Annotated in this window: 24 protein-coding genes; 6 read left to right on the top strand and 18 right to left on the bottom strand. The window is 72.3% G+C overall.

Going from position 1 to position 22,900, the window contains the following annotated elements; genetic code table 11:
• Positions 1–32: 32 nt before the first annotated feature.
• The 6 genes from tsaD to alr are packed head-to-tail and all read right to left on the bottom strand — an operon-like array spanning position 33 to position 5,238.
• On the bottom strand, positions 33–1,112 hold the full coding sequence (gene tsaD / locus B9B60_RS05520) for a tRNA (adenosine(37)-N6)-threonylcarbamoyltransferase complex transferase subunit TsaD (protein WP_072625322.1): 1,080 nt from the start codon (positions 1,110–1,112) through the stop codon (positions 33–35).
• The gene (rimI, locus tag B9B60_RS05515; protein WP_223277637.1) at positions 1,109–1,579 is read right to left on the bottom strand and encodes a ribosomal protein S18-alanine N-acetyltransferase; all 471 of its coding nucleotides are present in this window, start codon (positions 1,577–1,579) and stop codon (positions 1,109–1,111) included. The genes tsaD and rimI overlap by 4 nt, the downstream gene beginning before the upstream one ends.
• Before the next feature lie 5 nt (positions 1,580–1,584).
• Positions 1,585–2,355: a tRNA (adenosine(37)-N6)-threonylcarbamoyltransferase complex dimerization subunit type 1 TsaB gene (gene tsaB / locus B9B60_RS05510; protein WP_084450204.1), complete on the bottom strand. Its 771-nt coding sequence runs from the start codon at positions 2,353–2,355 to the stop codon at positions 1,585–1,587.
• Positions 2,352–2,867 (bottom strand): tRNA (adenosine(37)-N6)-threonylcarbamoyltransferase complex ATPase subunit type 1 TsaE, encoded by a 516-nt coding sequence (tsaE, locus tag B9B60_RS05505; RefSeq protein ID WP_084450203.1) that lies wholly within the window; start codon positions 2,865–2,867, stop codon positions 2,352–2,354. Before tsaE ends, tsaB begins: the two co-directional genes overlap by 4 nt.
• Positions 2,864–4,030 carry an alpha/beta fold hydrolase gene (locus tag B9B60_RS05500; protein WP_084450202.1) on the bottom strand — a complete coding sequence of 389 codons (1,167 nt, stop codon included), beginning with the start codon at positions 4,028–4,030 and terminating at the stop codon, positions 2,864–2,866. Before B9B60_RS05500 ends, tsaE begins: the two co-directional genes overlap by 4 nt.
• Positions 4,030–5,238 (bottom strand): alanine racemase, encoded by a 1,209-nt coding sequence (gene alr / locus B9B60_RS05495; protein ID WP_084450201.1) that lies wholly within the window; start codon positions 5,236–5,238, stop codon positions 4,030–4,032. Before alr ends, B9B60_RS05500 begins: the two co-directional genes overlap by 1 nt.
• 47 nt (positions 5,239–5,285) lie before the next feature.
• Between alr and mgrA the strand changes: the two genes are divergently transcribed.
• Positions 5,286–6,329: an L-glyceraldehyde 3-phosphate reductase gene (gene mgrA, locus B9B60_RS05490; RefSeq protein ID WP_084450200.1), complete on the top strand. Its 1,044-nt coding sequence runs from the start codon at positions 5,286–5,288 to the stop codon at positions 6,327–6,329.
• Here mgrA and B9B60_RS05485 read toward each other — a convergent pair.
• The 3 genes from B9B60_RS05485 to glmS form a co-directional block, all read right to left on the bottom strand.
• Positions 6,326–7,795: a bifunctional ADP-dependent NAD(P)H-hydrate dehydratase/NAD(P)H-hydrate epimerase gene (locus tag B9B60_RS05485; RefSeq protein WP_234993760.1), complete on the bottom strand. Its 1,470-nt coding sequence runs from the start codon at positions 7,793–7,795 to the stop codon at positions 6,326–6,328. The two genes, mgrA and B9B60_RS05485, sit on opposite strands and share 4 nt — an antisense overlap.
• Before the next feature lie 69 nt (positions 7,796–7,864).
• Positions 7,865–8,218: a holo-ACP synthase gene (locus tag B9B60_RS05480; protein ID WP_084450199.1), complete on the bottom strand. Its 354-nt coding sequence runs from the start codon at positions 8,216–8,218 to the stop codon at positions 7,865–7,867.
• A 4-nt stretch (positions 8,219–8,222) separates the two neighbouring features.
• Complete coding sequence (glmS, locus tag B9B60_RS05475) at positions 8,223–10,082, bottom strand: glutamine--fructose-6-phosphate transaminase (isomerizing) (RefSeq protein ID WP_084450198.1); 1,860 nt, start codon at positions 10,080–10,082, stop codon at positions 8,223–8,225.
• Positions 10,083–10,141: 59 nt separating this feature from the next.
• Between glmS and coaA the strand changes: the two genes are divergently transcribed.
• Positions 10,142–11,098: a type I pantothenate kinase gene (gene coaA / locus B9B60_RS05470; RefSeq protein ID WP_234993759.1), complete on the top strand. Its 957-nt coding sequence runs from the start codon at positions 10,142–10,144 to the stop codon at positions 11,096–11,098.
• Between the two features lie 236 nt (positions 11,099–11,334).
• Here the strand turns inward: coaA and B9B60_RS05465 are convergent, their stop codons facing one another.
• The 3 genes from B9B60_RS05465 to B9B60_RS05450 form a co-directional block, all read right to left on the bottom strand.
• Positions 11,335–12,111: an aggregation-promoting factor C-terminal-like domain-containing protein gene (locus B9B60_RS05465; RefSeq protein ID WP_084450196.1), complete on the bottom strand. Its 777-nt coding sequence runs from the start codon at positions 12,109–12,111 to the stop codon at positions 11,335–11,337.
• Positions 12,112–12,448: 337 nt separating this feature from the next.
• Positions 12,449–13,687, bottom strand: a complete 1,239-nt coding sequence (locus tag B9B60_RS05460) for a PhoH family protein (protein WP_234993772.1) — start codon at positions 13,685–13,687, stop codon at positions 12,449–12,451.
• Positions 13,688–14,168: 481 nt separating this feature from the next.
• Positions 14,169–14,924, bottom strand: coding sequence for an isoprenyl transferase (locus tag B9B60_RS05450; RefSeq protein ID WP_200811162.1), 756 nt, complete (start codon positions 14,922–14,924; stop codon positions 14,169–14,171).
• 128 nt (positions 14,925–15,052) lie between these two features.
• Here B9B60_RS05450 and trhA point away from each other — a divergent pair, with 128 nt between their 5' ends.
• Entirely contained in the window at positions 15,053–15,766 is a 714-nt protein-coding gene (gene trhA / locus B9B60_RS05445) for a PAQR family membrane homeostasis protein TrhA (RefSeq protein WP_084450193.1), read from the top strand.
• On the opposite strand, the gene B9B60_RS05440 is transcribed toward trhA, so the two are convergent.
• Together B9B60_RS05440 and mca are read right to left on the bottom strand one after the other, a co-directional pair.
• On the bottom strand, positions 15,713–15,991 hold the full coding sequence (locus tag B9B60_RS05440) for a hypothetical protein (RefSeq protein ID WP_084450192.1): 279 nt from the start codon (positions 15,989–15,991) through the stop codon (positions 15,713–15,715). The two genes, trhA and B9B60_RS05440, sit on opposite strands and share 54 nt — an antisense overlap.
• Positions 15,988–16,920 (bottom strand): mycothiol conjugate amidase Mca, encoded by a 933-nt coding sequence (gene mca / locus B9B60_RS05435; protein ID WP_084450191.1) that lies wholly within the window; start codon positions 16,918–16,920, stop codon positions 15,988–15,990. Before mca ends, B9B60_RS05440 begins: the two co-directional genes overlap by 4 nt.
• A gap of 162 nt (positions 16,921–17,082) precedes the next feature.
• Here mca and B9B60_RS05430 point away from each other — a divergent pair, with 162 nt between their 5' ends.
• Entirely contained in the window at positions 17,083–17,508 is a 426-nt protein-coding gene (locus tag B9B60_RS05430; RefSeq protein WP_084450190.1) for a DUF4307 domain-containing protein, read from the top strand.
• A gap of 170 nt (positions 17,509–17,678) precedes the next feature.
• Positions 17,679–18,173 (top strand): transcription elongation factor GreA, encoded by a 495-nt coding sequence (greA, locus tag B9B60_RS05425; protein ID WP_072625337.1) that lies wholly within the window; start codon positions 17,679–17,681, stop codon positions 18,171–18,173.
• Between the two features lie 77 nt (positions 18,174–18,250).
• On the opposite strand, the gene B9B60_RS05420 is transcribed toward greA, so the two are convergent.
• Entirely contained in the window at positions 18,251–19,033 is a 783-nt protein-coding gene (locus B9B60_RS05420; RefSeq protein ID WP_084450189.1) for a WXG100 family type VII secretion target, read from the bottom strand.
• Between the two features lie 125 nt (positions 19,034–19,158).
• Between B9B60_RS05420 and msrA the strand changes: the two genes are divergently transcribed.
• Positions 19,159–19,836, top strand: a complete 678-nt coding sequence (msrA, locus tag B9B60_RS05415) for a peptide-methionine (S)-S-oxide reductase MsrA (protein WP_164513636.1) — start codon at positions 19,159–19,161, stop codon at positions 19,834–19,836.
• A 5-nt stretch (positions 19,837–19,841) separates the two neighbouring features.
• Here the strand turns inward: msrA and B9B60_RS05410 are convergent, their stop codons facing one another.
• Genes B9B60_RS05410 through B9B60_RS05400 form a run of 3 tightly spaced genes read right to left on the bottom strand, consistent with a single transcriptional unit; the run spans position 19,842 to position 22,811 of the window.
• The gene (locus tag B9B60_RS05410) at positions 19,842–20,321 is read right to left on the bottom strand and encodes a DnaJ family domain-containing protein (RefSeq protein ID WP_084450188.1); all 480 of its coding nucleotides are present in this window, start codon (positions 20,319–20,321) and stop codon (positions 19,842–19,844) included.
• 20 nt (positions 20,322–20,341) lie between these two features.
• The gene (locus tag B9B60_RS05405; RefSeq protein ID WP_234993758.1) at positions 20,342–20,797 is read right to left on the bottom strand and encodes a hypothetical protein; all 456 of its coding nucleotides are present in this window, start codon (positions 20,795–20,797) and stop codon (positions 20,342–20,344) included.
• 1 nt (position 20,798) lies between these two features.
• Positions 20,799–22,811: an NADPH-dependent 2,4-dienoyl-CoA reductase gene (locus B9B60_RS05400; RefSeq protein ID WP_084450187.1), complete on the bottom strand. Its 2,013-nt coding sequence runs from the start codon at positions 22,809–22,811 to the stop codon at positions 20,799–20,801.
• Positions 22,812–22,900: the final 89 nt, after the last annotated feature.

The raw sequence follows: 22,900 nt of genomic DNA, 5'->3' as shown, positions 1-22,900 counted from the left end.
CCTCGGCCGGCTCGGCCGAGCCGGCCGCAGCCTCAGTGCGCGTGGTCGTGGTCGACGTGCACGGGCAGGCCGGTGCGCACGTCGGTCACCGGCAGCGAGCTGTCGGCTGGCAGCGACAGGTCGCTGGCCGGCCGGCCCTTGAGCATCATCTGGGCGCCGAGGCTGGCGACCATCGCGCCGTTGTCGGTGCACAGCCCCGGCCGCGGGACGCGCAGCTGGATGCCCGCGTTGTCGCACCGCTGCTGGGCCATCGCCCGCAAGCGCGAGTTGGCGGCCACCCCGCCACCGACCTGGAGCGCAGCGACGTCGTGCTCGGTGCAGGCGAGGACCGCCTTGCGGGTGAGGATGTCGACGACGGCTTCCTGGAAGGACGCAGCGACGTCGGCCACCGGCACGTCGCGCCCGGCGGCCTGCTCGGCCTGGACCCACCGGGTCACCGCCGTCTTGAGGCCGGAGAAGGAGAAGTCGAAGCGGTGACGCTCCATGTCCTTGCGGGTGGAGAGCCCACGCGGGAAGTCGATGGTGATCTGCCCGTCGCTCGCCGCCCGGTCGATGTGCGGCCCCCCGGGGAAGGGCAGGCCGAGCACGCGGGCCACCTTGTCGAAGGCCTCCCCCGCAGCGTCGTCGATCGTCGAGCCGAGACTGCGGATGTCGTGCGTGACGTCGGGGACGAGCAGCAGCGAGGAGTGCCCGCCGCTCACGAGCATCGCCATCGTCGGCTCGGGCAGCGGACCGTGCTCGACGATGTCGACGGCGACGTGGCTCGCCAGGTGGTTGACCCCGTAGATCGGCAGGCCCAGCGCCACCGCCAGCGCCTTGGCCGATGCGACGCCGACCATCAGCGGCCCGGCGAGCCCCGGACCGGAGGTCACGGCGATGCCGTCGAGGTCGGTCAGGGCGACCCCGGCCTCGCGGCAGGCCCGCTCGATCGTCGGGACCATCGCCTCGAGGTGCGCTCGGGAGGCCACCTCGGGCACGACGCCGCCGAAGCGGGCGTGCTCGTCGACGCTCGACGCGATGGCGTCGAAGAGCAGCTCGGTGCCGTGGACGATGCCGACACCGGTCTCGTCGCACGAGGTCTCGATGCCGAGGACCAGGGGTGCGTCCGTCATGCCTGCGCCTCCTGCGTCAGGTCGAGGGCGAGGACGAGCGCGTCGACCCCACCCGGGTAGTAGCCGCGCCGGGTCTGCAGCAGCCGGAAGCCGGCCGAGTCGTAGAGCCCGCGCGCCGCGGTGTTGTCCGCTCGCACCTCGAGCAGCAGTCGCTCGGCGCCCGCGGCCCGCGAGCGCGCCACGAGCTCCTCGAGCAGACGGCGCCCGAGCCCGCGCCCGCGGACCCGCGGCAGGGTCGCGATGGTCATGACGTCGCTCGTGTCGCCCGCGTGGTCGAGCCCGGCGTAGCCGGCGATCCCGTCGCCGTCCTCCGCGACGAGGTACTCGCGCCGCGGCCGACCGGCGAGCTCGCCCCACCACGACGCGAGGCTCCACGCCTCGGTGCCGAAGAGCTCCTGCTCCAGGTCCGCCAGTCGCTCCAGGTCCTGCCAGCGCACCTCCCTCATGACGAAGGGGGGAGCCGTCACCGCGGTCACTGGCTCGCCTCGGCACCGCGGCCGGCCCGCTCGCCCTGCCGCAGGTCGCGCTGCTGCTGACGGGGTGAGGGCTTCAGCGCGGACATCGGCGCCGTGGACGCGGGCGCGACCGCGTCGGGGCGGCGCAGGTAGAGCGGTTCGACGGGCATCTTCTCGCCCGCGGCGATGCGCCGGGCGGCGAGGGCGGCGAGCACCCCGGCGTCGACGTCGAGCAGGGCGGCGTCGGCCCCCTCACCCGCCAGGTCGAGCGGGTGAGCCAGCAGGTCGGAGTAGAGCAGCGGACCCCGGCCGACGGTGGGCAGCGCGCGCACGTCGTCCGGCAGGTCGGCGGGCCGGGTCACGGCAGGCTCGTCGAGCGGCGTGATCCCACCCGCAGCGCAGCGGTAGCGGGCCCAGTAGACCTCCTTGCGCCGGGCGTCGCTCGCCACGAGCAGCTCGCCCTCGTGCCCGCCGGCGGCAGCCGCGGCGGCGAGCGCGTCGAGCGAGCACACCCCGTGCACGGTGATGCCCCGCGCGTGGGCGAGGGTCTGCGCGGTGACGAGACCGACCCGCAGGCCGGTGAAGGGCCCGGGGCCCGTCCCGACGGCGACGTGGGTCAGCTCGTCGACGGCGGTCGCTGCCCTCGCGAGCGTCTCGACGACCAGCGGCGCGAGCAGCTCGGTGTGCCGGCGCGCGTCGACGACGGAGCGGCTGGCGAGCACCCGCTCGCCGTCGTGGACGGCGACCGAGATCGCCGAAGTGGCCGTGTCCAGCGCGAGCAGCCTCACGGCACTCCCCCTTCGTCGGCGGACGTGCGGGTCGTCGCGCCCACGGTCTCCTGCAGGTGGGACTCGACGTCGACGCCTGCCCAGCGTGCGCCGACACCGGTGACGGTGAGCGTCCGTGCCTCGGTCGCCGGGTCGGCGACGAGGGTGATCTCGAGCCGCTCGTCGGCCAGTCCCTCGGCGAGGCCGGCACCCCACTCGACGACGGTCACGGCCTCGTCGAGCTCGGAGTCGAGGTCCAGGTCGTCGAGCTCGGCGGAGCCACCGAGGCGGTAGGCGTCGACGTGGACGAGCTCAGGGCCCCCCACGAGCGAGGGGTGGACGCGCACGATGACGAAGGTCGGGGAGGTCACCGCGCCCCGCACCCCGAGCCCTTCGCCGAGGCCACGGGTCAGGGTCGTCTTGCCGGCGCCCAGGCCCCCGGTGAGCACGACGAGGTCGCCGGCCCCCAGCAGGTCGGCCAGTCGGCGACCGGCGGCGACGGTCGTGTCCGCGTCGGGCAGCAGCAGACTCATGCGGTGCGCTCCGTCGCGGGTTCCGCGGTCCCTTCGCTGACGGCAGCCTTGGCCCGCTCGGCGTCGCGCTCGGCGTCCTCGCCGCGGCTGCGCTCGAGCAGACCGAGGATGCCGTCGGTGACCGGCCCCGGCCTCTCGAGCTGGAGCAGGTGGCCCACGCCGGGTACGACGACGTGCTCGGCCGCCGGCAGGGCGTCGGCGAGCGCCTGGCTGTGCGCCGGCGGCGTGAGCACGTCCTTGGACCCCGCGACGATGAGTACGGGGGTGTCGACGAGACCGGGCAGGCTGTCGCGCACGTCGAGCTCGTCGAGCTCGGGCAGGAAGGCGCCGATCGCGTCGAGCCGGGTGCCGAAGATCATCGTCGCGAGCTTGCGCAGCATCTCCTTGGGCATCGTGGTGCCGAAGGAGTAGCGCTGGATCGCCCGGTTTTCGACGGCGCGACCGGCGGCGCGCATGCCGCCCCACACGCCGTCGCGACGGCCGAGCCCACCGAGGAACCCCGGACCGAAGCGGGTGATCACGCCGTCGAGCATCTTGCCCAGACCGACGTGCACGAGGCTGTCGCCGCCGGCGCTCGTCGCGATGAGGGCGACTCCGCGGACCCGGTCGCGGGTGAGCTCGGGATAGCGACCGGCGAAACTCATGATCGTCATGCCGCCCATCGAGTGGCCGACGAGGACGATCTCGCCGTCGGGGGTCGTCGCGTCGACGACGGCCCGCAGGTCCTGGCCGAGCTGGTCGATGGTGCAGCGCTCGAGGTCGCCGGCCTGGGAGGCGCCGTGGTTGCGCTGGTCGTAGCTGACGACGCGGTAGCCGGCGTCGACGAGCGCGCGCCGCTGGAAGACCCAGGAGCTGAGGTTGAGCACGAAGCCGTGGACGAGCACGACGGTCGGCCCGGTCTGCGGGGTCCAGCCCTCCGGCTCGTCGACCTCGACGTGCAGCACGACCCCGTCGTTGGCCGGGACGGCCTGCACCTTGTCCGTGACGAAGGGGAAGACGTGCACCTCGTCGTGGGGGGTCACGGCATAGGCGCGGGAGCGCTTGACCGCGGACCGGCCTGCGTAGCCCGCACCGGCGATCGCCACACCGCCGACGGCCGCGGCCGCGAGGCCGATGCCGGTCGCCGCCGCCTTGCCGATGCCGCCGTGCTCGTGCTCGTCCATCACTGGCCTCCGAGGTAGCGACGCGGGACGCGAGGCCCGAGCCGGGTGACGATCTCGTAGTTGATCGTGTCGATCGCGGCCGCCCAGTCCTGGGCGGTCGGCTCGCCGTCGGCCTCGCGGCCGATGAGGACGACCTCGTCGCCGGCCACGGCGGGGCTGTCGGCGCCCAGGTCGAGCACCATCTGGTCCATGCACACCCGTCCCGCGACGGTGTGGCGGCGGCCGTGGACCTGCATCGGGCCGACACACGAGGCGTGCCGGGGGATGCCGTCGGCATAGCCGAGCGGCACGAGGCCGAGGCGGGTGTCCCCCTTCGTCGTGTACTGGTGGCCGTAGGAGACACCCTGGCCGGCCGGGCAGTCCTTGACGTTGATGAGGCGGGCGACGACGCGCATGGCCTCGCGCAGGCCGAAGTGGGGGGGCCCACCGATGTCGGGCACCGGCGAGAGGCCGTAGATCGAGACCCCCGGGCGGACCATGTCGAATCGCGCCGAGGGGTTGGTCAGGGTCGCCGCGGAGTTGGCGAGGTGGCGGATGCGCGGGCGCAGACCGGCGCGCTCGGCGTCACCGAGGATCGCGCCGAAGGTCTCCTGCTGGGCCCGCACCGTCGGGTGGTCGGGCGCGTCTGCGTAGGCGAAGTGGCTGAAGATGCCCTCGACGTCGAGCACGCCCTCGGCCTCGAGCCGGGCGGCGTCCACGAGCATGTCGGCGAGGTCCTCGCGCCACGCGCCCCCGCGCCCGAGGCCGGTGTCGACCTTGAGGTGGACGCGGGCCGTCTGCCCGGTGGCCCGGGCCGCCGCGGCGATCTCGGCGAGCGCCCACGGGGCACCGGCCGAGAGGGTGATGTCGGCCCGCACGGCACCGGCGAGGTCGGCCCCGGGCGGGAAGAGCCAGGTGAGGATCGGCGCGGTGATGCCAGCGGCACGGGCAGCCAACGCCTCGCCGAGCTGGGCGATGCCCAGATAGGTCGCGCCGCCGGCCAGGGCCGCGCCAGCGACCGGGACGAGGCCGTGGCCGTAGGCATCGCCCTTGATGACCGCCATGACGTCCGCGTCACCGGCGAGCTCGCCGAGGCGGGCGACGTTGCCGCGGATCGCGTCGAGGTCGATGTCCGCCCACGCGGACAGGCCGTCGGTCGGCGCATCGCTCGGCAGGACCGAGGGAGTCGCGACGGACGGCAGGGCAGGGTGCGGGGTCGAGATGTCCATGGGTACCGACCGAGTCTAGATCGGCGAAGGGGGGCAGACTGGCAGGCATGACCCACCGCGCCGACGACTACCAGGCCGACCGCACCCGCTACGACGCCACGGACTACCGCCGGTGCGGCCGTTCGGGCCTGCTCCTGCCCCCGATCTCGCTCGGCCTGTGGCACAACTTCGGCGACGCGGAGCCCCTCGAGACGCAGCGGGCGGTGCTGCGGCGCGCCTTCGATCGGGGCGTGACGCACATGGACCTCGCCAACAACTACGGCCCGCCCTACGGCGCCGCAGAGCGCAACTTCGGGACGATCTTCGCCGACGACTTCCGCCCCTACCGCGACGAGCTGATCATCTCGACCAAGGCCGGCTGGGACATGTGGCCCGGCCCCTACGGGCAGGGCGGCGGCTCGCGCAAATACCTGCTCGCCTCGCTCGACCAGTCGCTTGAGCGGATGGGCCTGGACTACGTCGACATCTTCTACAGCCACCGCTTCGATCCCGACACGCCGCTCGAGGAGACAATGGGCGCGCTCGACGCCGCGGTCCGCGCGGGCAAGGCGCTCTACGTCGGCATCTCCTCCTACGGCCCGGAGCGCACCCGCGAGGCGCACGCGATCCTGCGCGAGATGGGCACTCCCCTGCTCATCCACCAGCCGTCCTACTCGATGATCAACCGCTGGATCGAGGACGAGCTGCTCGACACCGTCGACGAGCTCGGGGTCGGCACGATCGCCTTCACCCCGCTCGCCCAGGGGCTGCTCACCAACAAGTACCTCGGCGGCATCCCCGAGGACTCGCGCGCCGCCCGCGAGGGCACCGGCATCGCCGACCAGCTGACCGACGACAACATCGCCCGCATCCGCGCGCTCGACGCCCTCGCCCAGGAGCGCGGTCAGACCCTCGCGCAGATGGCCCTGGCCTGGGCGCTGCGCGACGAGCGCGTCACCTCGCTGCTCGTCGGCGCACGCACCGTCGAGCAGCTCGACAACAGCCTCGACGCGCTGGGCAACACCGACTTCAGCGACGAGGAGCTCGCCCGCATCGACGAGCACGCCGTCGACGGCGGGGTCAACTGGTGGGCGGAGTCGGCCCGGGGTTAGGAGCGCAGCAGCGCGGCGACGGTCGGGCCGAGCGCGTGCGCCACGGCGAGTGCCCGCACCGGCCCCCCGGGGTTGGCGTCGTGGGCGGCGCGTCCGTGCACGAGCGCGGCGAGCGAGCCTGCCTCGGCCGGCTCCAGCCCGCCCGCGAGCAGGGCTCCGGCGAGCCCGGCGAGGACATCACCCGACCCCGCGGTCGCCAACCACGCCGGCGCGTCGTCCTGCACGTGCACCGGCCCCTCGACGTCGACGACGAGTGTCGCGCTCCCCTTGAGCAGCACCGTTGCACCGGTGAGCCCGGCGAGCATCCGGGCGTGCTCGAGCGGTGCGCCCTCGACCTCCGCGCGGGTCAGCTCGGTCGAGCGCTCCCGCAGCCGGGTGATCATCCGCGCGCACTCCCCCGCGTGCGGTGTGAGCAGGGTCGGCGCATCGCGTCGGCCGGTGACGAGGTCGAGACCACCGGCGTCGACGAGCACGGGCAGGTCGGAGTCGAGCGCGGCCCGAGCAGCGGCGAGCTGGGCGTCGGCGCCCGGCGCGGTCGAGGTCGTGTCGAGACCGGGCCCGACGACCCAGGCCTGGACCCTCCCTTCGCCGTGGACGGCCTCGGGGACCGCCGCCCGCACGAGCGCGGTCGGCGCCTCGGTGCCGACGTAGCGGACCATGCCCACCCCGGCGGTGACAGCCGCCGTCGTCGTGAGCACCGCTGCGCCCGTGTACTGCTCACCACCGGCGACGACCCCGAGGACCCCGCGCGAGTACTTGTCCTCGTCGGGCCCCGGCACCGGCCACAGGAGCGGCACGTCGTCGGGGGTGATCCGCACGACGGCGGGCGTCGCCTCGGTGAGGTCGAGCCCGATGTCGATGACGGTGAGCACACCGCAGGCGGCCTCGGTCGGGGGCAGCAGGTGCACCGGTTTGGGCGCACCGAAGGTCACGGTCTCGTCGGCGAAGACCGCGTCGGCGAGCGCGTCGCCACCCTCGACCGGCTGCCCGGACGGGGTGTCGACGGAGATGACCCAGGCCCGGTCACGGATCGCGTCGACCCACGGCCGGGCGAAGGGAGGCAGTCCCGGCCTGCCCCCGATGCCGGTGATGCCGTCGAGGACGACCTCGGCCCGGGAGATCGCGGTGAGCGCCTCGCGGCTGTCGGCGGCGAGAACCGTGGCTCCGCGCTGCCGAGCGAGCTCGGCGGCCTCGGTCTGCACCTGCGAGGCCGTGGTGTCGATGCACACGGCCGAGGCCTCGAAGCCGCGCTTGGCCAGGCGGGCGATGGCGTAGAGCGCGTCGGCGCCGTTGTTGCCCGGGCCGACGAGTGCCGTGACGGTGCGCGCGCCGCGCTCGCGCATCCGCCCGGCCGTCACGCGCGCGACCCCGCGGGCGGCCCGCTGCATCAGCTCACCACTCTCGAGGAGCTCGGGCAGGGACGCCTCGGCGGCGCGGATGGTCGGGGCGGAGTAGCCGGTGATCACGCCGTCGACGCTACCGGCTGCGGGAGGTGACGGTCCGCCCCCTTCGCCCGTGGTGGACGAAGGGGGGGGTCAGTCGGTCTCGGCGACGACGATCGCCGTCGCGATGCCGCCGTCGTGGCTGAGCGAGATGTGCAGCCGGTCGGCGCCCAGGGCCTCGGCGCGCTCGGCGACCTTGCCGCTGATCGCCAGGACCGGCTCCCCGTGGACACCGGAGGTCACCTCGACGCCCTGCCAGGGCAGGTCGCCGGGGGTCATCAGAGCCTTGCCGACGGCTTCCTTGGCGGCGAAGCGCGCGGCGAGCGACCGCAGCGGCAGGTCACGCTCGGCCGCGGTGAAGACGCGGTCGAGCAGCGCCGGCGTGCGCTCGAGCCGCTCGCCGAGGCGGGCGATGTCGACGACGTCGATGCCGACCCCGACGATCACGGGGTCACTCGACCGTGACGGACTTGGCGAGGTTGCGCGGCTGGTCGACGTCGAGCCCCTTGGCGGTCGACAGGTGCAGCGCGAAGACCTGGAGGGGCACGACGGTGAGCAGCGGCTGGAGCAGCGGCGACGTGTGCGGCACCCGGATGACCTCGTCGGCGAAGGGCAGCACCTCGTCGTCACCCTCCTGGGCGATGACGAGCGTGCGAGCACCCCGGGCACGGATCTCCTGGATGTTGGAGACGACCTTCTTGTGCAGGTCATTGGGGGTGTCCGGACCGGGGACGACGATGAAGACCGGCTGGCCGGGCTCGATGAGGGCGATCGGGCCGTGCTTGAGCTCACCGGCGGCGAAGCCCTCGGCGTGGATGTAGGCGAGCTCCTTGAGCTTGAGCGCGCCCTCCATGGCGATCGGGTAGCCGACGTTGCGGCCGAGGAAGAGCACCGAGCGGGTGTCGGCCATGAAGCGGGCGATCTCCTCGACCCGGTCCATGGTGCCGAGCAGCGCCTCGATCTTGGCCGGGACCTCGTGCAGCTCGGCCATGACGGCCTTGGCGTCGTCGGCGTAGGTCTGGCCGCGCAGTTGCGCGAGGTAGAGGCCCAGGACGTAGCAGGCGGTGATCTGCGCGAGGAAGGCCTTGGTCGAGGCGACCGCGATCTCCGGGCCGGCGTGCGTGTAGAGCACGGCGTCGGACTCGCGCGGGATCGTCGCGCCGTGCGTGTTGCACACCGAGACGGTGAGGGCGCCGAGCGAACGGGCGTGCCGCACGGCCATCGCCGTGTCGGCGGTCTCGCCGGACTGGCTGATCGAGACGACGAGGGTGCGCTCGGAGACGATCGGGTCGCAGTAGCGGAACTCGTGCGCCAGGGAGACCTCGACGGGGATGCGGGTCCAGTGCTCGATGGCGTACTTGGCGACCATGCCGGCGTAGGCGGCGGTGCCGCACGCGACGATGGTGATCCGGTCGACCTGCTTGAGCTTGTCCTCGTCGATGCGCAGCTCGTCGAGGACGAGACGGCCCTCGGCGTCGGTGCGCCCGAGGAGGGTGTCGCCGACCGCGTGCGGCTGGTCGTTGATCTCCTTCTCCATGAAGGTGTCGTAGCCGCCCTTCTCCGCGGCGGCCGCGTCCCAGGTCACCTCGTAGGGCTTGCCCTCGGCGGGGGTGCCGTCGAAGTTCATCACCGTGTGCGAGGACGGGGTGATCGTGACGATCTGGTCCTGGTCGAGCTCGACGGCCTGCTTGGTGTAGCCGATGAAGGCGGCGACGTCGGAGCCGAGGAAGTTCTCCCCTTCGCCCAGACCCACGACGAGCGGGCTGTTGCGGCGGGCGGCGACGACGGTGTCGGGGGCGTCGGCGTGGACAGCGAGGAGTGTGAAGGCGCCCTCGAGTCGGTTGACCACCGAGCGCATCGCCTCGGTGAGGTCACCCGACTCGGCGAAGGCCGCGGCGAGCAGCTGCGCGGCGACCTCGGTGTCGGTCTCGGAGGTGAACTCCACACCCTGCGCGAGCAGCTCCTGCTTGAGGGCGTGGAAGTTCTCGACGATGCCGTTGTGGACGACGGCGAGCTTGCCGTCGCGGCCACCGCGGTGCGGGTGCGCATTTTCGTCCGTCGGGCCACCGTGGGTGGCCCAGCGGGTGTGCCCGATGGCCGTGGCCGCCGCGGGGACGCTCTCGCCCTCCAGGGCCGAGCGCAGGTTCTCGAGCTTGCCCGCACGCTTCTGCGTGAAGACCTCGTCGCCGGCGACGAGCGCGACGCCGGCCGAGTCGTAGCCGCGGTACTCCAACCGCGCCAGGCCCTCCATGACGACGTCCAGAGGGCGGGCGCCCGTGTCGGGGCCGACGTATCCAACGATTCCGCACATGGCGGACAGGCTAACCGCCCGGTGACCGTCTGCTGAAAAGGTGGGACACAATGGGGTGCGTGTCCACCGCCGCCACGACGAGCTTGCCCTCCCCCTTCGTCGAGCTCGACCGCCAGGCATGGGCCACCCTGCGCGAAAATCACCCGCTCAACCTCGACGAGGGCGACCTCGCCCGGCTGCGCGGCCTGAGCGACCCGATCGACCTCGAGGAGGTCCAGGAGGTCTACCTCCCGCTCTCGCGCCTGCTGACCTTCTACGTCTCGGCGACGACCCGGCTGCACCGGATCACCTCGACCTTCCTCGGCGAACGCCCGCCCAAGGCCCCCTTCGTCATCGGCGTCGCCGGGTCGGTCGCCGTCGGCAAATCGACGACGGCGCGCATCCTGCGCGAGCTCATGCAGCGCTGGCCCGACACCCCCAAGGTCGACCTGGTCACCACCGACGGCTTCCTCCTCCCCAATGCCGAGCTCGAGCGTCGTGGCCTGCTGCAGCGCAAGGGCTTCCCCGAGGCCTACGACCGTCGGGCGCTGCTGCGCTTCATCTCGGCGGTCAAGGCGGGCCAGCCCGAGGTGACGGCGCCCGTCTACTCGCACCTGACCTACGACATCGTTCCCGACGAGCACATCGTGGTCCGCCAGCCCGACGTGCTCATCGTCGAGGGCCTCAACGTCCTGCAGCCGCCGGGCACCCGCAGCGACGGTCGCACCGGCCTGGCCGTCAGCGACTTCTTCGACTTCTCGGTCTACGTCGACGCCAACATCGCCGACATCCGCCACTGGTACGTCGAGCGCTTCCTGCGCCTGCGCAAGACCGCCTTCGCCGACCCGGCCTCCTACTTCCACCGCTACGCCGAGCTCACCGACGAGCAGGCCCGCGCCCGTGCCCTGCACATCTTCGAGACGATCAACGAGCCCAATCTGCTCGACAACGTCCTGCCGACCCGCGGCCGGGCCACCCTCGTCCTGACGAAGGGGGCGGACCACCAGGTCCGCCGCATCCGGCTGCGCAAGTTGTAGCGCCTCCACGCCTCCGAGCCTCCACGCCTCCGAGCCCGCGTGGTCCAGCCTGCCTGCCCGGTCCGGCGGGGTGATGGTGACGTCGGCGCCCGCCGAAGTCCTTCGTCATCGCCCTGCAGGAGTTGTCGTGCCCGACTTCGGCTTGATGTGCGCCGACATCACCATCGCCCCGCCTTGGTCGGTCCACGACGAAGCCCCCGCGACCTGGTGGTCGCGGGGGCTTCGTGCTGGGTGGCTCAGTACCAGTGCGGGTCGTTGCTGTCCCAGAAGGCCTTGGCGCCGCAGGGGTCGCCGTAGGAGGTCTTGATGTAGTCCATGCCCCACTCCATCTGGGTGATGGGGTTGGTCTTCCAGTCGTCGCCGGCGGTGGCCATCTTGCTGGCCGGGAGCGACTGCGGGATGCCGTAGGCACCGGACGAGGAGTTGGTCGCGCTGTAGTCCCAGTTGCTCTCGCCGATCCACAGGCTGACGAGGCAGGACCACTGGTCGTCGCCCCAGCCGTACTCGGCGGCGAGCTCCTTGCCGTAGGGCGCGGGGTCGGCCTGGATCTGCTTGATCTCCGCGTCGGTGAACTCGCGCTCGCTGACCGGCTTCGCCTTCTCCTGCTTGCGCTTGCGCTCGGCCGCCTCCTTCTTGGCGGCGGCCTTGCGCTTGGCCTCGGCGGCCTTCTTGGCCTCGGCCTTCTTCTTCGCGGCGGCGGTGGCCAGACGGTCCTGCTCACGGGAGGCGCTGCGGGAGACGTTGGTCGCGCGGCGGTCCTCGGCCAGGCGGGTGGTGTCGGCGGCCATGGCGTCGGACACGGCGATGGTCTTCGAGCTCTCGGCGGCCGGGGCAGCGGTCTTCGCGTCGTGCGAGGGGTCGCCGAGGGCGACGGTGGCGCCCACCGAGCCGAGCATCGCCACGGCGATGGCTCCGCCCACGACGGGACGCCGGATCGCGGCGCGCAGCGAGGCGCCCTTGTCGCTGCGGGCGCGTGCGGCGCCGTGCCTGGGCGTGTAGTCGCTCGACTTCACGACACCAGCTCCTTCCATGCAACAGCCACTCAACGAGTGAGTGGCTGTGTGTGCCGATGTCGTCAGGGGATCGACCCGGCCGTTACCTTTTTGAGACCTTAGCGGACGTCCGGCCGTCGGCGCAAAAGTGGGGTGTGGACGAAGGCGGTGGCGCTGGGCGACTGATGGCCCATGCGGTGTCACTCGGCAGCGTTGGTGTCACCGGTCGGCGTTGACGCCACCTGGTTGCCCGGAGAAGGGGGACCAGGCGACACCAACGCCGTCAGGCGGCCCGGCCGAGCCGCGAAGGGGAGGTCCGCCGGCTGCACGAGTCGGCGGACCTCCCCTTCGTCGCGGGTCAGACGTCGAGTCCCTCCAGCAGGTCCGTGACCAGGGCGGCGATGGGGCTGCGCTCGCTGCGCGTGAGAGTGACGTGGGCGAAGAGCGGGTGCCCCTTGAGCGTCTCGATGACCGCGGCGACGCCGTCGTGGCGGCCGACACGCAGGTTGTCGCGCTGGGCGACGTCGTGGGTCAGGACGATCTTGGAGTTCTGGCCGATGCGCGACATCACGGTGAGCAGGACGTTGCGCTCGAGGCTCTGGGCCTCGTCGACGATGACGAAGGCGTCGTGGAGGCTGCGGCCGCGGATGTGGGTGAGCGGCAGCACCTCGAGCATCTCGCGGTCGATGATCTCTTCGACGACCTCCTTCGACACCAGCGCGCCGAGGGTGTCGTGGACCGCCTGCGCCCACGGACCCATCTTTTCCTGCTCGCTGCCGGGCAGGTAGCCCAGCTCCTGGCCGCCGACCGCGTAGAGGGGGCGGAAGACGACGACCTTGCGGTGCTGGCGGCGCTCCATGACCGCCTCGAGCCCGGCGCACATCGCCAGGGCGCTCTTGCCGGTGCCGGCGCGACCGCCGAGGCTGACGATGCCGACGTCGGGGTCGAGGAGCAGGTCGAGGGCGATGCGCTGCTCCGCCGAGCGGCCGTGCAGGCCGAAGGCGTCGCGGTCGCCCCGCACGAGGCGCACCTGCTTGTCAGCCCCGACCCGGCCGAGGGCACTCCCCCGCGGCGAGATGATCTTCAGCCCCGTGTGGCACGGCAGCTCGGCAGCTGCCAGGTGCTCGACGCGGCCGGTCTCGTAGAGGTGGTCGACCTCCTCGGCCGCCATCTCGAGCTCGGCCATGCCGGTCCAGCCGGAGTCGGAGCGACTCTGCTCGTGGCGGTACTCCTGGGCGTCGATGCCGACCGCCGAGGCCTTGACCCGCATCGGCAGATCCTTGGACACGACGGTGACGTCGCAGCCCTCGAGCGAGAGGTTCTTGGCCACGGCGAGGATGCGGGTGTCGTTGTCCCCGAGGCGAAACCCGGAGGGTAGCGACATCGGGTCGGTGTGGTTGAGCTCGACCCGTAGCGTGCCGCCGTCGTCACCGACCGGGACCGGCGCGTCGAGGCGGCCGGCGCTGATCCGCAGGTCGTCGAGGTGCCGTAGCGCGGTGCGGGCGAAGTAGCCCAGCTCGGGGTGGTGCCGTTTGCCCTCGAGCTCGGTGACGACGACGACGGGCAGGACGACCTCGTGCTCCTTGAAGCGCAGCATCGCCCGCGGGTCGGACAGTAGGACGGAGGTGTCGAGCACGTAGGTGCGGCGGCCCTCGTCCTGGGGCGGGAGGTCCACCGGGTCGGGCGCGCCCTCGGGCTGCGCGAGCGAGGGGGTGACGGTCTGGGTCATCAGGTCGTCCACGTCGGTCTCCTCCACGGGCGCCGCGCCGGCAGGCGCGCACGCGCCTACTCTCGGTGCTGGTGCCGGGACCGGGCCGACGGCGAGAGCCGGGGCCGGGTCCGGCCCCTCCTGCTGAGCAGCAGCTCCATACCTGAGGCCTCCCGGACGGCCTGCGGTGTGCAGTCCGTCACTGTCAACGTACGACCGCGCACCACCGCGGCCGTGCACGTTCCGGGCGTGTCGGAGCCGCCGAACGAGAAGTTCACATCCCCGAAACCCTCGTCCGTCACACCTGCCCCACCGGCCACTCCTCCCCCTTCGCGGGGAGGCACGACCTCACGGACGTGCGAAGGGAGGGTCAGGCGCCGAAGCGGCGGTGCCGGTCGGCGTAGGCGCGCAGCGCCCGCAGGAAGTCGACCCGACGGAACTCGGGCCAGTAGACCTCGCAGAAGTAGTACTCGCTGTGCGCCGACTGCCACAGCAGGAAGCCGGAGAGGCGCTGCTCCCCCGACGTGCGAATGACGAGGTCGGGGTCGGGCTGGCCCTTGGTGTAGAGGTGCGCGCCGATGTCCTCGACGGTCAGCTCGCCGGCGACCTCGTCGAGGGTGGCGCCCTCGGCGGCCCGGGCGCGCAGCAACGAGCGCACGGCGTCGGCGATTTCCTGGCGCCCGCCGTAGCCGACGGCGACGTTGACGATGAGGCCCTCGACCTCGCTCGTCTCCTCCTCGGCGCGACGCAGGGCGGCCGCGGTCTGCACCGGGAGCATGTCGAGAGCGCCCGCCGCGTGCAGCTGCCAGCGGCCGGCGGCCGCGAGGTCAGCGACGAGACCCTCGATGATCCGCAGCAGCTTGTCGAGCTCCTGGGGCGGACGGGTGAGGTTGTCGGTCGAGAGCAGCCAGAGCGTGACGACCTCGACGCCGGCCTCCTCGCACCACTCGAGGAAGCTGCCCACGTTGGCCGCGCCGGCGCGGTGGCCGTCGTCGGCGTTGCCCCCACGCGCCTTGGCGAAGCGCCGGTTGCCGTCGACGATCATGCCCACGTGACGGGGCACCGAGTCGGCGTCGAGCTGGCCGACGAGGCGGCGCTCGTAGGCGCTGTAGAGCGGGTTGCGCACGCGCGAGTCCCTTCCTGGCGAGGATCGTGCGCCCAACCTACCGCCGGGCCGTGTCACCCCTCACACGGGCGGCCCGAAGGGCGCTCCGGCATGGTCAACCTACGGCGCCGTAGGTTACCGTCTTCGGCATGGATTCCCCTCGCGCGGAGATCAAGGAGCTCGCCGACGACGTCGGCGAGCACGTCGACGCCTTCGTCGAGGCGGTCAAGCCGCACCTGCGGGGATGGCTCCACCTGGTCACCGCTCCCCTGGCCCTCGTCGGGGGCCTCGTGCTCACCTCGACCGCCCCCACCCAGGGCGGCCGCGTCGCCGCGATGGTCTTCACGATCACCGCCGGTCTGCTCTTCGGCACCTCGGCGGTCTACCACCGGGGCCGCTGGGGCGGACGTCTGGCCGGCGCGCTGCGCCGCTGGGACCACGCCAACATCTTCCTCATCATCGCGGGGAGCTACACCCCCTTCGCGCTGATGCTGCCGCGCACCCAGGCGATCACGCTGCTCGCCATCGTCTGGAGCGGCGCGATCATCGGGGTGCTCTTCCGCGTGCTGTGGGTCGGCGCGCCGCGCTGGCTCTACGTGCCGGTCTACGTCGCCCTCGGCTGGGTCGCCGTCTTCTACATCAAGCCGCTGCTGACCCACGGCGGCTGGACGATCCTCGCCTTCGTCGTCGCGGGCGGCGCGCTCTACACCGCAGGCGCCGTGGTCTACGGCCTCAAGCGGCCCAACCCGTCACCGCGGTGGTTCGGCTTCCACGAGATCTTCCACGCGCTGACGGTGCTGGCCTTCATCTCACACTTCGTCGCCGCGACGCTCGCCCTCTTCGGGCCGATCGCCAACTCCTGACGCGTCCTGCGACGAGGGCTCCTCGCCCTCCCCCGACGCATCGCGCGCCAGCCCGGCTCGCTCGGCCCGCTCGCGCTCGGCCTGCTCCCGGTCACGCTCGGCGAGGTTGATCCGGCGCAGCCGCCCGAACATGCTGCGCATGAGCAGCCACAGGGCCAGGGCCAGGACGAAGAAGGCGACGAAGGCCCACATCCCGGGGCCGGCCTCGGTGCTGGGGGTCTTCACTGCCACTCCCTCACGGTCGGTGCGGTCCGGGTGTCGTGGACCGCGGTCAGGTCGGTGCGCGCACCGAGGGCGTCGGCCTCGGCCAGGTTCGCCGGGATCCCGGCGAAGAGGTCGTCCTCGGGCAGCGAGGTCTCGACGAGGCTGATCGCCAGCTCGTACTCCTCGGTCGGCCACAGGTCGGCCTGCACGTCGTTGGGCACGGCAAAGAAGAAGCCATCGGGATCGATCTGCGTCGCGTGCGAGCGCAGCGCCTCGTCACGGGCGTCGAAGAAGGCCGAGCACTCGACCCACGTCGTCAGCGTGCGCTGCGGTCGACCCTCGGCGCGCGTGATCCAGACGAGGAAGGGGGACTCCTTGCCCGCTGCGACGAGCGCCTCGTGGAAGGTGTGGATCCGGTCGAGGCTGAAGCCGCCGATGTAGTAGAGCTTGAGCGGCTGCCAGGGCTCGCCGGCGTGCGGGAAGGCCTCGGGGTCGCCGGCCGCCTCGAAGGCCGCGACGCTCGCGCGGTTGGTCATGACGTGGTCGGGGTGCGGGTAGCCCCCGTTTTCGTCGTAGGTCGTCATGACGTGCGGGCGGAAGCGGCGGATCTCGCGCACGAGCGCCTCGGTCGCCACCTCGAGCGGCTCACGGTAGAAGCAGCCGTCGGGCAGCGCGGGCAGCGGGTCGCCCTCGGGCAGGCCGGAGTCGACGAAGCCGAGCCAGGTGTGCTGGACCCCGAGGGCGGCCTGCGCCCGCGCCATCTCCTGACGCCGCACCTCGACGATGTCGCGCTGGATGTGCGGGTCGTCCTTGAGCCTGGGGTTGAGCACGTCGCCGCGCTCACCACCGGTGCACGTCACGACGAGCACCTCGGCGCCGTCGTGGACGTAGCGGGCGGTCGTCGCGGCACCCTTGCTCGACTCGTCGTCGGGGTGTGCGTGCACGGCCATGAGCCTGAGTGCTTCCACTGCTGGGGTCCTCCCGGGGAGGTGCGCCGCGCGGGCCGGTGTGCCGACGCGGTCTGGTGTCACGGACAATGGACCCATCCTCTCACCGTGCGCCGACCCCCTCGACGACGACCGGTGCCACCCCCTTCGCCCGCAGGAGCAGTGATGAGCCCCGACGCCCCCGAGACCCAACCGGCCTGGGACCCGGAGCGCGAGGAGGCGGAGCACGAGGCCGGCGGCGGTCGGGGACAACGGCGCTGGTGGCTCCTCGGGGGCGGCTTCGTCGTCGTCGCGACCGCGCTGACCATCTGGTTCGGCCTCTCGAGCACCGAGGGCGCGGTGACGAGCACCGACATCGGCTTCGAGCGCAACGGCGAGCGCGAGATCGTCATGATCTTCGACGTCACCCGCCCCCCGGGGACCGCGCTGTCGTGCACGGTGACCGCGATGGACGACCAGTACGGACGCGTCGGGACCAAGGAGCAGGCGGTGCCGGCGAGCGAGGAGCGCACCACGCGCGTGCGGGTCGCGGTGCGCACGACGACGACCGCGGTGACGGCGACGGTCAAGGACTGCGCCGCGGTGGACTGACACCTGCATCTGCCGGCAGATGGCGGTACACTGATCCTTTACCGCAACCGTGGGTCTGGACCGATGGGTCCAGACCTTTGTGCATCACCCGGCACCGCCGAGGCACCACGGTTCACCGTCCGTGGGGGGTCGACGTCGATCCCGCACGGCTACAGAGCAAGGAGAGATCCGTGACCCAGACCGCGTCCACCGCGTCGTACCTGACCGAGGAGGCCTTCGAGCGACTCCAGGCCGAGCTGCGTGAGCTCTCGGGCCCGGGTCGCGTCGAGATCGCCAAGCGCATCGAGGCCGCCCGCGAGGAGGGCGACCTGAAGGAAAACGGTGGCTACCACGCCGCCAAGGAGGAGCAGGGCAAGATGGAGGCCCGCATCCGCCAGCTCAAGCAGATCCTCGACACCGCGATCGTCGGCGAGGCCCCGCCGGACGACGGTGTCGTCGAGCCCGGCATGGTCGTCACCGTCGAGCTCTTCGGCGACGAGGAGACCTTCCTCCTCGGGTCCCGCGAGATCGCCGACGGCAGCGACTCGATCGACGTCTACTCCGAGCAGTCCCCGCTCGGCGGCGCGATCAACGGCAAGAAGGTCGGCGAGACCGCCACCTACGACGCCCCCAACGGCAAGACCATCGAGGTCAAGATCGTCTCGGCCAAGCCCTACCAGGCCTGATCGCCGCGACGGCAGAGCCACGAAGGGGGGTCCCGACCAACTGGTCGGGACCCCCCTTCGTCATGCCTGTGGACGAGTCAGCGCAGCCACTCCCCGTCGACGTCCTGGTGCAGCTCGCCCTCGCCGATCCGGATCGGGTCGAAGGGCAGGGGCGCCGGCAGGATCTCGATCGGGCCGATCTCCGGCCGCTCCCAGGGTGCGGGCAGCGGCTCGATCGGGCCGAGGTCCGGGCTCTCCCATGCAGGCAGCGGCTCGAGCGAGTCGATGTCCGGCAGGTCCCATGCGGGCTGGGTCTCGACCCGCTCGAAGGCGGGCTGGGTCTCGACCCGCTCGAAGGCGCCCAGCTCGAGGGTCTCGGCGTCGTCGGGCAGCGCCGGGCACACCGCCAGGGGGTGGTCACGCAGGGAGTCCGCCAGCCGGTAGGCCTGACCGGTCCCCCCGCCGTCGGACCGCTCGAAGGCCGCGCCGTCGCTGCTCGAGCCGCCTCCGTCGGACCGCTCGAAGGCCGGTCCGTGGCTGCTCGAGCCGCCCCGGTCGGAGCGCTGGAATGCCGGGCCTGCGGAGCCACCGCTCAGGGCACTGCCGCCGATGCTGGACTTGGTGCGCTGCGCCTCGGCCTCGGCGACGAGCTTGCGGCTGAAGGTGCGCATCGCGCTCTCGGCGTCGTCGAGCTGGCGGTGCGCCGCGCGCCAGTCCTTGGCGAAGCGCTCGAAGTCGGGTCCGTCCCACAGCGCCCGCAGACGCTCGACGAGGTTGGCCCCACGGTCACCGGCGTCGGTAACCTTGTCCCCCTGGCGTCGCAGGGCCACGGCGATGTCGTCGAGTCTCTCGACGTCCGCCCCATGACTGATGTGCCGCACCCGCGCCTGCCTTCCTCCGGTCTCGGGTCAACCCTAGGCAGCCGGAGCCGATGCTCCCAATGGGGAGGACTCCCCTTCGCCGACCTGCGAGGATGGAGGGCATGTTCGGTCGTGCGATCCCCCCCATGCCCACCGCCGAGAGCGCCCTGCCGGGACGTCCGGAGCGGCCCTTCACCGTGCCGACGACCCACGAGGTGCTCGGCACGCCGCTCGAGGGCCCGTGGCCCGAGGGCACCGAGGTGCTCCACGTCGCGATGGGCTGCTTCTGGGGCGCGGAGCGGATCTTCTGGCAGCTGCCCGGCGTGGTGACCACGGCCGCCGGCTACATGGGAGGCTTCACGCCCAACCCGACCTACGAGGAGACGTGCACCGGCCTGACCGGGCACACCGAGAGCGTCCTCGTCGCCTACGACCCCCGGCAGACGCGACCGGAGTTGCTGCTCAAGGCCTTCTGGGAAAATCACGACCCGACGACCCCCGACCGCCAGGGCAATGACGTCGGCACGCAGTACCGCTCGGCGATCTACTGGACCACCGAGGAGCAGCGCGCGGCCGTCGAGGCGACGGCCGCGTCCTTCGGTGAGGAGCTGGCCCGGCACGGCCTGCCGCCGGTCGTCACCGAGATGCGCCCTGCCAGCGAGGCGGGCGCCTTCTGGTACGCCGAGGACTACCACCAGCAGTACCTCCACAAGAACCCTGGCGGGTACTGCAACCACGGACCCAACGGCCTGACCTGCCAGGTCGGGATCCTGCGTCAGGACGAGGTGCCGAGCCAGGAGTCGGTGCTGGGCCGCGACGCCTGACCCGGTCACCTGCCGAGGAGCCGGCGCCACCACCGTCGAGGCGAAGGGGGCGACCCCGGGGCCTCCACCGGCGTCGGGACGACGGCCCGCTCCTCGCGCAGCCGACGCCACGCCGCGACCATCTGCTCGACGTCGACTGTCGGGGCCAGCGGCGGCGCCGTCGGCCCGAAGGTCGGGCGCCTGCGCTCGTCGAGCACGCGCCGGTTGAAGTCGCGCAGCAGCTCGCGCACATCGGCCTCGTGGCGCTCCTCCGCGAGGGACTGCGGATAACCAGCCGCCTCGCGTCGCAGCTGCAGCACGGGTGGCAGCGCATCGCTGCAGTCGAGCCCCTCGCGGGCCATCATCCCCTTGACCCACCAGTCGGGATCACTGCTCTCGATCCCACGCAGGGGCCGACCCGCGCCGGGCAGGTCGTCGAACTCCCCGCGCTCGGTGGCCTCACGGATCTGACGCTCGACCCACCCCTCGTACGGCGGTACTCCCATGACCCCAGTGTGACCCCGGCTCACTCCCCGCGGGCGGAGATGACCACGACGTCACGGTCAGCGGCGACCCAGGCGTCGACCTGCCACATGTCCGGACCGCCGACGGCCACCGGGGCGAAGTCACCTTCGCCGACCTCGTCGGCCACGGCGTCGACGAGGTCCATGTCCCGGCCACTGTCTGACGACGGCTGCGCGCGAAGGGAGTCGGCCACCCCGGGCTCGACGGTGACCACGGCGTCGATCCAGTAGGTCGAGGGGCCGGGCGCGCTCCGGTCGTCGCCGAGGGTGCCGGACTGCCACGTCGCCGACACGGGCTCACCGAGGTCGGGGAAGCGCGAGGTCAGCGGGTCGAGGTCGGTGCGCGTCCCGCGTTCGTCGACCGCCTTGGTCGGCTCGGTGGGCAGCTCGGGCTCGCTCCCCCAGCCGCACCCGGCCAGCGTGAGGAGTGCGGCGAGGAGCAGACCGAGGGAGCGCATCTCACAGGCTCGCGGCCAGTTCGGTGCCCTGCCGGATCGCTCGCTTGGCATCGAGCTCGGCGGCGACGTCGGCGCCACCGATGACGTGCACGGTGACTCCCTTCGCCCGGAGCGGGTCGACGAGGTCACGGACCGACTCCTGGCCGGTGCACACGACGACGTTGTCGACCTCGAGCAGACGGGGCGCGCCGTCGACGGTGATGTGCAGGCCCGCGTCGTCGATGCGCTCGTAGGCGGCGCCGGTGATCTGGTGGACACCCTTGGCCTTGATCGCCGCGCGGTGGACCCAGCCCGTGGTCTTGCCGAGGCCGGCGCCGATCTTGGTCTCCTTGCGCTGCACGAGGTAGACGGTGCGCGGCGAGGGGGCCGGGTAGGCCTCCTTGAGCCCGCCACGGTCGGCCGAGAGGGGGTCGACGCCCCACTCGTCCTGCCACTCCTTGAGGTCGAGCGTCGGCGACTCGACGGTGGTGAGCAGCTCGGTGATGTCGACACCGATGCCGCCGGCGCCGATGACCGCGACCCGCTCGCCGATGTCGCGGGTGCCCAGGACGGCCTCGGGATAGGTGACGACCATCGGGTGGTCGATGCCCTCGATCTCGGGGACCCGCGGGGTCACGCCGGTGGCGAGGACCACCTCGTCGAAGTCCGCGAGGTCGTCGGCGCCGACCCGGGTGCCGAGGTGCACGGTCACGTCGCGGCGCTCGAGCTCACCGCGGAAGTAGCGGATCGTCTCGGCGAACTCCTCCTTGCCGGGGATGCGCATGGCGAGCGCGAACTGACCGCCGATGTCGTCGCCGGCCTCGAAGAGGTCCACGTCGTGGCCGCGCTCGGCAGCAGAGACGGCGGCCGACAGACCCGCCGGGCCGCCACCGACGACCGCGACCCGCTTGCGACGGGCCGTCGGCGACAGGACGAGCTCGGTCTCGTGGCCGGCGCGCGGGTTGACCAGGCAGCTGGCGACCTTGCGCTGGAAGGTGTGGTCGAGGCAGGCCTGGTTGCAGGCGATGCAGGTGTTGATCGCCTCGCTGCGCCCGGCCTGCGCCTTGGTGCCCCACGCCGGGTCGGCGAGCCACGGGCGCGCCATCTGCACGAGGTCGGCCTGACCGGCGGCGAGGACCTGCTCGGCCTGGTCGGGCATGTTGATCCGGTTGCTGGTGACGACCGGGATGTCGACGTGCGGGCGCAGCCGCTCGGCGACGTCGGTGAAGGCCATCCGCGGCACCGAGGTGACGATCGTCGGCACCCGCGCCTCGTGCCAGCCGATGCCGGTCGAGAGGATCGTCGCGCCGGCCGCCTCGATCTCGGTGGCCAGGGCGAGGATCTCCTCCCACGTCTGGCCGCCCTCGACGAGGTCGAGGATCGACAGCCGGTAGACGACGATGAAGTCCTCCCCCACCGCGGCCCGCACGGCGCGGACGATCTCGGTGGCGATGCGGCGCCGGTTGGCGGGCGTGCCGCCCCAGCCGTCGGTGCGCTTGTTGGTCCGCGGGGCGAGGAACTGGTTGATGAAGTAGCCCTCGGAGCCCATGACCTCGACGCCGTCGTAGCCGGCGGAGCGGGCGAGCTCGGCCGCGCGGGCGAAGGCCCGGATCTGGCGGCGAACTCCCTTCTCGCTCAGGCCTCGAGCGGCGAAGGGTGTGATGGGAGACTTCCCGGACGAGGCCGAGACCGAGTAAGGGTGGTAGGCGTAGCGGCCGGCGTGCAGGATCTGAAGCGCGATCTTGCCGCCCTCGCGGTGGACCGCGTCGGTGACCTGCTGGTGGTGGCGCGCCTCGCGGCGGGTGGTGAGCTTCGAGGCGAAGGGGTAGAAGCTGCCCTCGATGTTGGGGGCGAAGCCGCCGGTGACGATGAGGCCGGCTCCCCCCTTCGCCCGCTCCGCGTAGAAGGCCGCGAGCCGCTCGAAGTTGCTCGCCCGGTCCTCGAGGCCGGTGTGCATCGACCCCATGATCGTGCGGTTGCGCAGGGTCGTGAAGCCCAGGTCGAGCGGCGAGAAGAGCGTGGGGTACTCGGTCATCGTGGTCCTTCGTGGGAGTGACGTGCGTCGGGCCGACGGTACCCATGACGAAGGGGGTGTCGCACCGCTCGTTGGCTTTGTCACCACGG

It is taken from the genome of Janibacter indicus, from assembly GCF_900176385.1.
Classification (GTDB): domain Bacteria; phylum Actinomycetota; class Actinomycetes; order Actinomycetales; family Dermatophilaceae; genus Janibacter; species Janibacter indicus.
Note: the sequence above shows the minus strand (reverse complement) of the source record. Positions and strands in the feature narration are given on the sequence as shown.